Origin of the sequence: Pseudomonas sp. REB1044 (assembly GCF_038813925.1) — a bacterium.
Classification (GTDB): domain Bacteria; phylum Pseudomonadota; class Gammaproteobacteria; order Pseudomonadales; family Pseudomonadaceae; genus Aquipseudomonas; species Aquipseudomonas boreofloridensis.
In genome coordinates, this window is sequence record NZ_CP046139.1 from 625,900 (window position 1) to 639,022 (window position 13,123).

Below are 13,123 nucleotides of genomic sequence, written 5' to 3' on the forward strand. Positions count from 1 at the left end.
CACCCATTTACCCTCTGCCATAATCCTGCCCGCTCTGATCTTGGGATGTTCTTCACTCAATGCCTTCGGGTCTGCCAAGCAGTCTTGAGTGACTTGCATCACGCACCGCTCCGAGCCTCAACGGCGCTTAATCGGGCGCCTCTCCCCAAGCCTTCAAGGTCACGTAACGGATTACAGTGTGAGCTTCCTTTCGATCGAATTCGGCCTGAGCTTCACGCTCTTCTTCGTCCTCTACTGGTGTCTGTGCTGGAGCGTGCGGCTGCAGAACCTGTTGTTGCTGGTGGCCAGCTATGCCCTGGTGGCCAGTTTCAGCCTGGAGTCGTTGTACGTCCTGCTCGGCTATAGCGGGGCGGTGTATCTGCTCGGCTTGCTGGCGGCGCGCCAGCCGGGACGCTGGTTCAATGGCGCGCTGCTGCTCACCCTGGTGCTGGGCTGCTTTTACCTGTTCAAGTACCAGGAGTTTTTCGCCAGCGGCGTGCAGAGCGCCTTCGCCAGCGCCGGGCTCGACCTGTCGCTGCCGGTGCTCGAATTGCTGGTGCCCATCGGCCTGTCGTTCTACGCCTTTCATTCGGTCAGCTACCTGGTGTCGATCAACCGCGGCGAAAGGGGCTCGGCTGCGCCACTGGACCTGGCCCTGTACCTGGCCTTTTTCCCCAGTCTGATCGCTGGCCCGGTCAACCGCGCCGAGCACCTGCTGCCGCAGATCCGCTCCACCACCCTGCGCGAGGTGCTCGAACCGCAGCGCGCGCTCGGGCTGATTGCCCTGGCCGTGGTCAAGCTGTTCCTGCTCAGCGGCTGGCTGGGCAGCCAGTGGGTCGATCCGGTGTTCGAGACGCCTGGCAGCCACACCCCCGAGCAGGTGCTGCTCGCCGTCTATGGCTACAGCTTGCTGATCTACTTCAACTTCAGCGGCTATACCCACCTGGTCACCGGCATCGCCTTGCTGCTGGGCTTCCGGCTGCCGGACAACTTCAATGCACCCTATGCCGCGCGTAACCTCAAGGCGTTCTGGGGGCGCTGGCACATCAGCCTGTCGCGCTTCATCCGCGACTACATCTACATTCCCCTGGGCGGCAATCGCCAAGGCGTATGGCGCGGCAACCTGAACATGCTGCTGGCCATGCTGATCTCCGGCCTATGGCATGGCGCCAGCCTGAACTTCATCCTGTGGGGTGCGCTACACGGCGTTGGCCTGGCGGTGTACAAGCTGTTCGAACAGTGGTGCCCCGGCTTCGCCCGCGTGCCGGGCTCCGATCTGCTGGCACGCCTGCTGACCTTCCACTATGTCGCCTTCGCCTGGATTTTCTTCCGCAGCCCGACGCTGGAGGGCGCCTGGGAAATGCTCGGTGACATCGGCCAGATAAGTTTGGCCGGACTCGACTCCAGCACCGGCGTGCTACTGCTGGCCTGCGTGCTGTACATCGCCACCTACCCGCTGTGGCTGACCACCCTGCGCCAAGGCTTCGCCGCCAGCCAGCGCCTGCCCTGGCAGGTGTATCCCTTGCCGCTGGCGCTGTTCGTGTCGCTGGTCATCTTCGCTTCGCAGTCAGGCGTGCCGGGGTTCATCTATGCCAGTTTCTGACAGCCGCCTGTTCCAGGTGCAGATCGGCGCATTGCGCACGCTGTATGCCCTGCTGGTGACCACCGTCGTGCTGTTCTGGTTGAATCAGGATTCGATCGGCCTGTATTGCCAGCAGAAGTACCATCGCAGTTGCGAATTGCCGCTGCTGGGGCAGTCGTCCACCTGGCGCCTCGGTGCCGGCCTGACGGCGGCGCTGGAGCAGGGTCGCGACAGCTTCCTCGACAGCCTGCGTGGGCAGATCGCGTTGGCCGAGGCCCCGCCGCTGGTGGACTTGCCGCCCGCGTTGCCGGTGGTCACCGTCGACGTGCAGACGCCTGCCGCCGTGCACCCGCCGGTGCCCGCAGCGGTGCCTGTCCATGAGCCCGCCGCACCGGTAACGCCGACGCCTGCTGTGGCGCCCGCCGATGCGCCGATGCCTGCCAAGGGAGCCATGGCCACCCTCGCCGCTGGCGACGAAGTGTTCCTGGTGGGTGACTCGCTGATGCAGGGTGTCGCCCCTCATCTGGCCAACAGCCTGCGCAAGCGTTACCAGATCAACACCATCAACCTCAGTCGGCAGAGCACCGGCTTGGCTTACCCCGGATTCTTCGACTGGCCGCAGACCGTGGCCGACACCTTGGCCGGCGATCCGAAGATCCGTCTGATGGTGGTGTTCCTCGGTCCCAACGATCCCTGGGACATGCCTCAAGGCAAGGGCAGACCCTTCCTGCGCTTCAAGTCGCCGGACTGGGAGTCGGCCTATCGCGCGCGCATCGACGCCATTCTGGAACGCGCGCGCGAGCATAACGTCCAAGTGATCTGGGTCGGCCCGCCGAACATGGAGAAAGCGCGGCTGTCGACGGCCATGCAGTACCTCAGCGGGCTGTATCAGGAACGCACCGCGCAGTTCGGCCAGCACTACATTTCTGCCAATCCGATTCTCGGCTATGACGACGATCAGTTCTCGTATACGGTGCAAACGCCGGAGGGCAAGCGGGTCAAGGTCCGGGTCGACGACGGCATTCATTTCACCATCACGGGCCAGAAGATGATCGCCGCACAGGTGCTGTCGTTGATCGACTTCCCGGTCCTGACCGCAACAGGACATTGAGATGCGCCAATGGCATCACCTGCTGGGCGTGGCGCTGCTCGTCAGCGCCTTGCCGGCTTGCAGCACCGGCGCCAGCGCGCCGCCCCAGGCCAACGCCAAGGCACCTGTACGCGCCAGCGTTGCCGCGCGCGACGACGGCAACCTGGCGCTGCTGGCCGGCAAGTTCCGGACGGCGGGGCGCACGCCGATCTCCATCGTGCAATTGGGCGACTCGCACACGGCTGCCGACCTGTTCAGCGGCGAGCTGCGCAAGCTGCTGCAAGCGCGTTATGGCGACGGCGGCATCGGCCTGGTGCCGGCTTCGCCGGTGCCGGGCATTCGCAGCGACCGGGTGATCATCACCAGCGAGCGGCGTCAGTGGGAACTGGTATCGGCGCGCAATCAGCAGAGCGAGCGCTTCCCCCTCGGCGGCTATCTGTCGACGCCGCTGGCCGAACGCGCGGCGGTGAACATCCAGGCGCGCGATCCCGACGCGCAGCGCTACCGGATCTCCGCGCTGTATCAAGCCAGCCGCAGCGCCACGCTGGTTGCCAACGGTAGCCAACGGCGCACGCTGCCGGCCAGCAATGGCCAATGGCGCTTGAGTCCGGCGTTCGTCAACCTCGGATTGCCGGTGAAGTTGAGCGTCGAGGGTGCCAAGGGGGTAGCGCTGGGCGGCTGGTACATCCAGGGGCAGAAGAACACCGGGGTGACTTATTCGTCGCTGGGCATCAACGGCGCGCGGCTGGAGGTGGTGGACAAGTGGCAGGCCGGCTGGCAGGACACGCTCAAGGCGTTGCGCCCGGATTTGGTGATCCTGGCCTATGGCACCAACGAAGCGTTCGACGACACGCTCGACCTCCAGGCGTACCAGGCGCACCTCGAGGCCACGCTCAGCCAACTGCGCCAGCAGATGCCCAAGGCGGCGATCCTGCTGGTTGGCCCGCCGGACTCGATCAAGCAGCGCCGCGCGGCCAGTTGCGCGGCGCGTCAGCCGCAGCCCCTGGCCGGTGTGGTGCGTATCCAGCGCCAGACGGCGCAGAAGTACAAGGCACTGTTCTGGGATTGGCAGGCCGAAATGGGTGGACCGTGCTCGATCGCCGCCTGGCAGGCCAGCGGCCTGGGGCGGCCCGACCTGGTGCACCTGACAGCCGACGGTTATCGCAAGAGCGCAGCACTGCTGTATGCATTTCTCAAGGCCCAGTTGAAACTGCAGTGAGCCCGTGCTCTGCACCCAGTCCAGCGAGGACTGGGTGCGGGCATTATCTACCGCGCTCGCCGGTAGCACCTGATGGACAGTTCAGCGGCCGACCCGATCACGGGTCATTCGCCCGGAGAACGTCCTCATGTCCCATCCTTATCCCTACACCGAAGCCGAGTTGCAGGCCGTGTTCGAGGCCATCAGCGCCACCTTGTTCGACAAGACCCGCGATGTGGGCAGTGACGGTCAGCCCCAGCCAAAGCTGCTCATCGTCGCGGGTGCGCAGGGCTCAGGCAAAACCTACCTGCTGGAAAACCACCTGTTGCCCGGCAACGCCTACGACAACTACGTTCGCCTCTATGTGCCGGCGTATCGCGCCCTGCATCCACGCTATGAGCAGATGCGCGCGTTGAGCGGGCTGGAAGTCTACGCGCAGACCGAGCCGTTCATCTGGGCATTGGGCAACAAGCTGTTCAGCTATGCCTTCCAGAACCGCTACAACATCATCATGGAGAGCGCGCTGGACAGCGCCGACTTCGCCAGCTTCCCCGCGACCGCTGTGGCGCTCGGCTATCGCTTCGAGGTGCACCTGATCGCTTGCCAGAAGGAGTTCAGTCACTGGGCCACGCTGCACCGTGGCGTGAAGGCGGTGGCAAAGGACGAATTCGAGCGTTTCGTGCCGCTGAGCAAGATCGAGACCTCCCAGGGCAATGCCCGCGCCATCCTCGATGCGTTCGAGAATGCCTGCACCCAGGCGCCCGGCTCGGAGATCACCTTGTATCACCGAGGGTTCGAAACCGGCATGGAAAGCCAGGCGCTGTGCCATAGCCGCTGCGAGGCGCCCGCCGCTTTGACGCCGCAGCCGGACTTCAAGGGCCGGCCGTTCGTGACAGCGCCGCAGCTCAATCCGCACTTCCAGATCGTCCGCAGCGAACAGGCCAACTTCCCCTGTTCCTACGTGCAGTACTCGCAGGTGGTGCATGCCGGGATGGTCGATGCGTCCGCTCGCCAGCAGATGGTGCAGCGCTGCTGCCAGACGCTGGAAAAGGCCCAGGCGCTGATGCCGGCGATTCCGCAGTCGGTGTTCCGGGAACTGAGTGTGTACGTGCTCAAGTACGCCTATGCGTGAAGGGCCTTGGCGCTGTGGGCTCAGTGAAGTCGTCGTGAAACAGTCGTCGTGAAACAGTCGTCGTGAAACAGTCGTCGTGAAACAGTCGTCGTGAAACAGTCATGCCAACGATCAGGCACTGCGCGGGTGAGCACGCCTGATCGAATGGCTATTGCGTGGTATCGCCAATTCGGCTATTGATGGCGCTTTGATATCAATTGCGGAGCGCTACCCACTCAAACCTCTCCATTTCGGCTCTCGTCGCCGTCCGGCACATCCTTATTTCCAGCTCTGATAACTACCGTCCACTCTCGCTCTCCCCAGGGATCCAGGAGTCATGATGCAAGACGCAAAAGCGCTCGATCACGTTATCAATGTCGGTTTTATCTTCGGTATCGCCCAGGTCTACCCCGACGCGCCGCCAGACTACGCCAGGCGACACATGCTGCAGTATCTCGCCCATCACGGTACGCATGACATGGACGAGGCCACGTTGGGCAAGATGATTGCGCCGATGTCGGCGATCCCCGTGGCGTCACCCGACGCTTTGCCGTCCCTGCGTGATTCTGTACTGCGCCAACATGCTGCGCGCACGGCGTGCGTCATGCAGTCGATACAGCGTGAAACGCCGCTACTCGAGGGCGAAGTGCTGCAGGACGAAACGTTCACCTACTTGAACAAACCCTTCAACGGTGCACGTCCTCGATCTGTCGTGCTGCTGCGCACCACCAACTTCGGCCAATTGGTTTATCTGTTCAAGGAAGTGGCGGTGGATCAGGACGGACGCCTGCTTTTCCTCGGGGCGATGCCCAAGGTGCTGTCCGACACGGCCGATACTGAACTGTTCCTGGACAACCCTGAGGAGGTGCTGGCGACCATCGGCTCCAAGCTTGCGGGTAGCTTGCTGTCTTCGCTCGGTGGGGCGATCGCCAAGTCGTTGTTCGAGTCGGTATTCCCGCCAGGGGTGCCCAGCTACTTCGACAAAGTCTACGTAGAGATGAAGCGGATCGTCGGCCAAGAGCTGCAGCAGAGCTTGATCGACAGCGTCGACGGTGCCATCAAGAGCATCCAGCAGCACTTGGAGTACGAGTACCTGCCGGCCAAGGCCGCTCGGGATCTGACTGTGCTGGAAGACCGCAAGCACCTGTTCACCCTGCTACAGAAATATGAGTCCACTTTCCTGTCCGGGCCAGGGGGCATGCTGGGCACCCTGATGAGCGACAAGTACGCGAAACTGGGCTTCAGCGTGTTTCTGATCGCGGCGAGCCTGCAGTTGGCCCTGTTCCAGGAGATGGCCGTGGTCGATCCCGGCAATCTGGGGCGCGACGGCGTAGCGCGTGATCCACTGCTGTCCAGCTACGGCCGCCCCGACGACGGAACTGTGGCCAAGGCAGCATTGAAGTACGCCGATTTCGCCGAGAAGCTCTGGCCGAAGATCATCGCCGACCGAAGGGCGAAAGTGCATCAGCACGAGCAGACCCTTTGTGCCCTGGGCGATACCAGCGGCGGCAGTTGCCGCCACTTCGTCTGGTATGTGGATGATCTGGAGGTCGGTGAAGTCCCGCTGCCGGCGAGTTGGAAGACCAAGGTCATGGAATGTCGTCAGGCCGGCCGCGACAAAGAGGGGAACGACCCGAACAAGGACCTGTTGCTGCAGCATTTCGAGGCATACAAGACGCTCAAGGAGTCCGAGTTGCGCAACTCGCTGGGTGTTCCCGAGGTCATCGTGAGCACCTGGCGACAGCTGGCGAAAACGCCGCTCAAGCTCCCGTCCTGATGTCCAGTCGCTCGCTCACGTCATGCGTGGGCGAGCGTGCCGCGAGTCGCTCCAGGTTGACCGCTTCTGCAACGCCTTCACCTCTCGCCCTTCACCTGCTGCCACGCCAACCCAAACCGCGCCAGGTACTTGCGCAGGCGATCGGCGTCGTTGGGGTTGGCCTTCTCTTGCCGCGACACGGCAAACAGCTCGCGTCCGGCCTCGGACACGCTGGCCGAGCGCCGACACACGTCGATCACGGCGCGTAGCTGCACCCGATCGAACAGGTCGAGTTCGCGCCCGGCCAGCAGCGTATCGTCCTCGGTCTGGCTATCCAGCCCCCAGGCGTGACGCAATCGCTCGATTTCCTCGTTGACCAAAGCTTCGTCGATGCGCCCGCTGTCGGCCAGGGTGGCCATGCGCGTGATCGAAGCCGACAGCTCGCGGAAGTTGCCGGCCCAGCGCGCTTCGCTGGCATGGGCGAAGGCCAGGTAACGGCGTTTGGCTTGCAGGTTGAAGCGTACCTGGCGACCTTGCTCGCGGGCGTGGCGTTGCAGCTCGAAGTCCAAGTTGGGCTCGATGTCTTCGCGGCGCTGGGCCAGGCCCGGCAGGGCGAAGGTCCACAGGTTGATGCGGGCGAACAGATCTTCGCGGAACGAGCCGTCGGCGACTCTGGCGCGCAGGTCGCGGTGGGTGCCGGCGATGAGCTGGAAATCGCTCTGCACTTCGCGGTCAGCGCCCAGCGGGAAGAAGCGCTTTTCCTCGATGGCCTTGAGCAGCATGGCCTGCTCGTCGGCGCCCAGTTCACCGATCTCGTCGAGGAACAGCATGCCGCCATCGGCTGCGCGCAACAGGCCTTCGCGGGCGTTTTGCGCGCCGGTGAAGGCGCCCTTGGCGTGGCCGAACAGAGCAGACATGGCGCCGTCGCCGCGCAGGGTCGCGCAGTTCACTTCGATGAATCGCCCTTCGAGCTGGTGGCGACCGCGCTTGAGTTCGTGAATGCGCCGGGCCAGGAACGACTTGCCGGCGCCGGTCGGCCCCACCAGCAGCACCGGCGCCCGCGAGCGCAGGGCGACCCGTTCGATCTGCTCGATGGTGCGGTTGAAGGCGGCGTTGCGCGTGGCGATGCCGGACTTGAGCAGCGACTGACCCTGGGCCTGCTCGCGTTGGAAACGCGAGGCGATCTGGTCGTAACGCGACAGATCGAGGTCGATCAGGGTGGCGGTGCCGGCGGGGTCGCTGGCTTCGTCGCGCTGGCGTGAGGGTGCCGTTTGCACCAGGCGCGCCGGCAGGTAGCGCGCCTCGGTCAGCAGGAACCAGCAGATCTGCGCGACATGGGTGCCCGTGGTGATGTGCACCAGGTAGTCCTCGCGCTCGGTGTCGAAGCGGTAGTCGCTGGCGAAGTCGTGCAGGGCGCCGTAGACCTCCTCGAAGTCCCAGGGGTTGCGCAGGGTGAGCGGGTGCAGGCGCACTTCGGTGGCGGGCGAAACCTGCTGCACGTCGGCGCGAATGCGCTCGGCTAGGCCGAGGTCGCGGGCGCTGGGGCCATGGATCAGTTCCAGGCGATCCAGCGGCAGGTCGGGTTGGCGGCACAGGCCGATGGTGGGGCGCCAGCGGTTCCAGCGCGCGGCGCCCTTGCCGTTGCGGTCGAGGGTGGAGCCGAGAAAGCCGATGGCGACGCGTGACTTGTTCACGGGTTTATCCAAAAAGATAAGTGACGATCCAAGCGTATATTAAATTTCAGCTTCCGATCACCCGTGGGAAATTTCGACAAACCAGATAATGAAAATAAATTCTTATAAATCAATGAGATAAATTTTTATGCGCTGTGTCGCTGGAAAGCTGGCACAGCGTTCGCAATCACCTCTCTGACCGCATCGCCAGGCAGGCCCTCGGGCAAGGGGTTAGCACCCCGCCGGTGCACGTACCCACTCCGGTGTCGGTGTCGTGCATGCCGCCGCTGCAACGACCGGTCGTTCTCGTGCTGACCCGTGAAACGGCTGCGCGAACGCTCGCCGGGGAGACCCGGCACTACCCTCCGAAGGTAGCTATGACGCAACACCCGCTGGTGCGGTGCAGGGCCAGGAAGGCCCTCGTCGGCAAGCATTGCCGGCACCACCGCCGATTCACCCGGCCTGCTGGCCGGACCTGGCGCAACGACGGCCGCCGCTGGAGCCTGGCTCCCGGCCCCAGAACTGCGCCGGGTTCCGCCCCCAGTGCCCGGTGAGTCGGCACCACCGGCACCCTGCACATGAATGAGAGGAACAGAACAATGAAATGGATGAAACGCTTTATCGTGAAAAAGAACGAACGCGGCCTGCTGCTCGACGAGGGCGATTTCCAGGCGATCCTGGAGCCTGGGCTGTATCCGCGTTTCGACTGGCACGACCGGCTGGCGGTGCAGACCTTCAACCTCAACACCCCGCTGTTCGACCATCCCCTGGCCGGCTACCTGCGCCAGCACCAGCCACAACTGGTCGAACACTACTTCGAGCGCATGGACCTGGGCGAGCACGAACTGGGCCTGCGCCTGGAGGATGGCAAGCTGATGGAACTGCTCGGCCCGGACAGCCGCCGCCTGTACTGGAAAGGCCAAGCCCAGCACACGCTGGAGCGCATCGACCTGACCCAGGGCCGCCGCGTGCCACCCGCCTTGCTGGCGCGGCTGAACCGGCCGGGGCTGGCTGGGCTCGAGCATGTACTGCTGGTCACCGTGCCAGCGTTCCATGTGGGTGTGCTGAAGATCGACGGTGCCGTGGTCGACCTCCTGCAGGCCGGTCAATACGGCTTCTGGCGCTGCGGTAGCCAGGTCGCCGTGGAGACCGTCGATACCCGAGTGCAGGCGCTGGAAGTCAACGGTCAGGAAATCCTCACCCGCGACAAGGTGAGCCTGCGCCTGAACCTGGTCGCCAACTGGCGCTACAGCGATGTGCTGATGGCCCATGCACGCTTCAGCAAACCGGTGGAGCACCTGTACCGTGAGCTGCAACTGGGCCTGCGTGCGGCAGTCGGCACGCGCACCTTGGACGAGTTGCTCGACGACAAGCAGTACATCGACGCGCGCATCGGCGAGCACTTGCAGGCGCTGCTGCCGGACAGCGGCCTGGAGGTCAGCACCCTCGGTGTGCGCGACATCATCCTGCCGGGCGAGATGAAGACCCTGCTGGCGCAAGTGGTGGAAGCGGAGAAGGCGGCCCAGGCCAACGTGATCCGGCGCCGCGAGGAAACCCAGGCGACGCGCTCGCTGCTCAACACCGCCAAGGTGATGGAAGGCAGCCCGACGGCGTTGCGCCTGAAGGAACTGGAAACCCTGGAGCGGGTGGCCGAACGTATCGACCGGATCTCCGTGTTCGGTGGTCTGGATCACGTATTGAATGGATTGGTCAGCCTCAAGACCGGCTGAGCGACGACAAGGAACACGACGATGAATCTGTTGGAAGTGGCCGGCGGCAAGCCGATCAAACTGTGGACCGACGGCGTGCCGGTAGATGACGCCGCGCGCCAGCAACTGATGAACACGGCGCGCCTGCCGTTCATCTTCAAGCACCTGGCGGTGATGCCCGACGTGCACGTAGGCAAGGGTTCGACCATCGGCAGTGTGATCCCCACCGTCGGGGCGATCATCCCGGCGGCGGTGGGTGTCGATATCGGCTGCGGCATGATCGCGGCGCGCACGTCGCTGCACGCCCGCGACCTGCCGGACAACCTGCACGGCCTGCGCAGCGCCATCGAGAAAGCGGTGCCCCATGGCAAGACGCACGGGCGTCGCGACCAAGGGGCGTGGGGCGATGTGCCCAGCCAGGCCGACCAGGCATGGAGCGCGCTGGCGGGGCGCTTCAAGGCGATCACCGACAAGTACCCTCAGTTGGAGAAGACCAATAACCGCCAGCACCTGGGTACCCTGGGCGGCGGCAACCATTTCGTCGAGGTATGCCTGGACGAAGCCGACCGGGTCTGGTTCATGCTGCACAGCGGCTCGCGCGGGGTGGGCAATGCCATCGGCAGCCTGTTCATCGAGCGCGCCCAGGCCGACATGCGTCAGCACCTGGCCAATTTGCCGGATCGCAACCTGGCGTATTTCGAGGAAGGCAGTCGGTATTTCGCCGACTACGTCGAGGCGGTGGGGTGGGCTCAGGACTTCGCCCGGCACAACCGCGAGCTGATGATGCGCGCCACCGTGGCAGCGACCCGCAGTGTGCTGGGCAGGCCCTTCGAGGCCAGCCTGGAAGCGATCAACTGCCATCACAACTACGTGCAGCGTGAGCAGCATTTCGGCCAGGAGGTGCTGGTGACGCGCAAGGGGGCGGTGTCGGCGCGCCAGGGCGAGCTGGGCATCATTCCTGGCTCCATGGGCGCCAAGAGTTTCATCGTCCGGGGCCTGGGCAATGCCGAGTCGTTCTGCTCGTGCAGCCACGGCGCGGGTCGGGTGCTGAGCCGGACCCAGGCCAAGCAGCGTTTCACCGTCGAAGACCAGCGTCGCGCCACCGCCCATGTGGAGTGCCGCAAGGATGCGGCGGTGATCGACGAAATCCCGATGGCCTACAAGGACATCGATGCGGTCATGAACGCCCAGCGCGAGCTGGTCGAAGTGTTGCACACCCTGCGTCAGGTGGTGTGCGTGAAAGGTTGAGAGGAGCGCCGGCAAGGCGCTCAAGCGAGGAGAGTCACCATGTACGAGCACGATCCCCATCCCCTGTCCGACGCCATGCGTGCGCGGGTGCTCGAAGAACTTCAGCGCATCGAGCGCGAGCATGACGTCACGGTGCTGTACGCCTGCGAATCCGGCAGTCGCGCCTGGGGCTTCGCCTCGCCGGACAGCGACTACGATGTGCGATTCATCTACGTTCACCGCGCCCAGTGGTACTTGCGGGTAGACGAGCCGCGCGACGTCATCGAGCGGCCGCTCAGCGATGAGCTGGACGTCAGCGGCTGGGAACTGCGCAAGGCGCTGCGCCTGCTGCGCGGGGCCAACCCGAGCCTGCTCGAATGGCTAGGTTCACCCTTGGTGTATCGTGCCGATGCGCAGGCGCGCGAGCAACTGACGGCGCTGGGTCACGCGTTCTATTCGCCGCGTGCGGTGCGCCATCATTATCTGTCGATGGCGCGCAAGAACCTGCGCGGCTACTTGCTGGGCGACACGGTGCGTCTGAAGAAGTACCTGTACGTGATCCGCCCACTGCTGGCGGTGCGCTGGATCGACCGTGGGCTGGGTATGCCGCCGACGGCCTTCACTACGCTGTTCGACCGCACGGTCGAGGGGCCGCCACTGCGCGAGGCGATCGAGCGCCTGCTGGTGCGCAAGCGCCGGGCCGGCGAAGCGCAGGTGGGGCCGCGCGACGACGTGCTGCATCAGTTCATCGAGTCCGAGCTGATGCGCGCCGAGGAGGTGGAGGTGGAGCGCGGCGAACGCGGTGACAGCGCCGCGCTGGACCGCTTCCTGCGCGAGACCGTCTGGCGCTGCCAGGGCGGCTAGGGGGTGGGGCTGTTGGCCAGTGATTCCAGCACCGCCGCCAGTGACGCCGGTAGCATCGGTCCGTGCCCCAGGCCCTCGAAGCGCCGGTAGCTCACCTGCAATGCCTGAATCGGCGCCAGCGTGGTGCGCAGTTGCTGCAGCGCGTTTTCGCTGTCGCTGCCCAGCGGCGCACGTGGGTTGGCCGGCTCCTCGCTGCCGCGCATCAGCAGCAGGCGGGGGCGATGGTCCTTGAGGCGCTCGGCCAGGCCGTCGGCTTCGCTGAGGATGACGCCATCACGCCACCACAGTGACGGGCTGGCGGCGGCGTAGTCGCTGAACATCCCCGGGCGAGTGAACAGCGCGTGCAGCACCGCCAGACCGCCATAGGAGTGTCCCCATAAGGTCTGGTGCCGCGCATCCAGCGCGAGCTGCGCTGCCAGCAGCGGACGCATGCGCTGCTCCAGCAGATCGAGAAAGGCATCGGCGCCGCCACTGGGCTGACCACTCAGCGGGTCGCGCTGCTCGGCAAGACCCGGCACCTGCGGCGTGTAGTCGAAGGTGCGGGCGCTGCGCTCGATGCGCTGCTCGCTCTGGTAGCCGATGGCGACCAGCACCGGCGCCTGTCCATCGGCCAGTCGGCGCAGGGCCGGGGCCTGCAAGGCGCTGAAGGCCGCATTGCCATCGAGCATCCACAGCACCGGGTAACCGGCGGGCGGCGCTGGGCGCTCGGGCTTGCCGATCCACAGGCGGTAGTGACGCTGGCCATCGGCCGAGTCCAGGTCGAGGGTAGTGAAACGATAGGGCAGGTCGTGGCATTGCAGCAGGTGAGTGTCGATCGTCTGTTCGGGCGCGGGTTGCGCGAACGCGGCCAGCGGCAGCAGCAGGGCCAGGGCGCAAAAAAACGTGTTCATCAGGCGGTCTCGTCAGGTCGTCCATGGGGGCCGCGCCGGGGCGG

At 64.9% G+C, this 13,123-nt stretch carries 10 protein-coding genes; 8 read left to right on the forward strand and 2 right to left on the reverse strand.

The annotated features are described in order from the left end of the window. Positions 1–178: 178 nt before the first annotated feature. The 5 genes from GKC70_RS02895 to GKC70_RS02915 all read left to right on the forward strand — a co-directional run bounded on the left by GKC70_RS02895 (position 179) and on the right by GKC70_RS02915 (position 6,737). Positions 179–1,582, forward strand: a complete 1,404-nt coding sequence (locus tag GKC70_RS02895; protein WP_342650376.1) for an MBOAT family O-acyltransferase — start codon at positions 179–181, stop codon at positions 1,580–1,582. Beyond that, a complete protein-coding gene (locus GKC70_RS02900) occupies positions 1,569–2,672 on the forward strand; it encodes a DUF459 domain-containing protein (RefSeq protein WP_342650377.1) in 1,104 nt (367 codons plus the stop codon). Before GKC70_RS02895 ends, GKC70_RS02900 begins: the two co-directional genes overlap by 14 nt. A gap of 1 nt (position 2,673) precedes the next feature. Further along, positions 2,674–3,870: an SGNH/GDSL hydrolase family protein gene (locus GKC70_RS02905; protein WP_342650378.1), complete on the forward strand. Its 1,197-nt coding sequence runs from the start codon at positions 2,674–2,676 to the stop codon at positions 3,868–3,870. Positions 3,871–3,997: 127 nt separating this feature from the next. Continuing rightward, on the forward strand, positions 3,998–4,981 hold the full coding sequence (locus GKC70_RS02910; protein WP_342650379.1) for a zeta toxin family protein: 984 nt from the start codon (positions 3,998–4,000) through the stop codon (positions 4,979–4,981). Between the two features lie 319 nt (positions 4,982–5,300). Further along, positions 5,301–6,737, forward strand: coding sequence for a hypothetical protein (locus tag GKC70_RS02915; protein WP_029614521.1), 1,437 nt, complete (start codon positions 5,301–5,303; stop codon positions 6,735–6,737). Between the two features lie 77 nt (positions 6,738–6,814). Here the strand turns inward: GKC70_RS02915 and rtcR are convergent, their stop codons facing one another. Next, positions 6,815–8,410 (reverse strand): RNA repair transcriptional activator RtcR, encoded by a 1,596-nt coding sequence (gene rtcR / locus GKC70_RS02920; protein WP_342650380.1) that lies wholly within the window; start codon positions 8,408–8,410, stop codon positions 6,815–6,817. Between the two features lie 578 nt (positions 8,411–8,988). Here rtcR and GKC70_RS02925 point away from each other — a divergent pair. Genes GKC70_RS02925 through GKC70_RS02935 form a run of 3 tightly spaced genes read left to right on the forward strand, consistent with a single transcriptional unit; the run spans position 8,989 to position 12,189 of the window. Then, positions 8,989–10,119: a slipin family protein gene (locus GKC70_RS02925; RefSeq protein ID WP_342650381.1), complete on the forward strand. Its 1,131-nt coding sequence runs from the start codon at positions 8,989–8,991 to the stop codon at positions 10,117–10,119. Between the two features lie 21 nt (positions 10,120–10,140). Next, positions 10,141–11,346 (forward strand): RtcB family protein, encoded by a 1,206-nt coding sequence (locus tag GKC70_RS02930; RefSeq protein WP_029614523.1) that lies wholly within the window; start codon positions 10,141–10,143, stop codon positions 11,344–11,346. Between the two features lie 39 nt (positions 11,347–11,385). After that, the gene (locus GKC70_RS02935) at positions 11,386–12,189 is read left to right on the forward strand and encodes a nucleotidyltransferase domain-containing protein (RefSeq protein WP_342650382.1); all 804 of its coding nucleotides are present in this window, start codon (positions 11,386–11,388) and stop codon (positions 12,187–12,189) included. Here GKC70_RS02935 and GKC70_RS02940 read toward each other — a convergent pair. Next, on the reverse strand, positions 12,186–13,079 hold the full coding sequence (locus tag GKC70_RS02940) for an alpha/beta hydrolase (protein ID WP_342650383.1): 894 nt from the start codon (positions 13,077–13,079) through the stop codon (positions 12,186–12,188). The genes GKC70_RS02935 and GKC70_RS02940 overlap by 4 nt on opposite strands. Between the last annotated feature and the right edge of the window lie 44 nt (positions 13,080–13,123).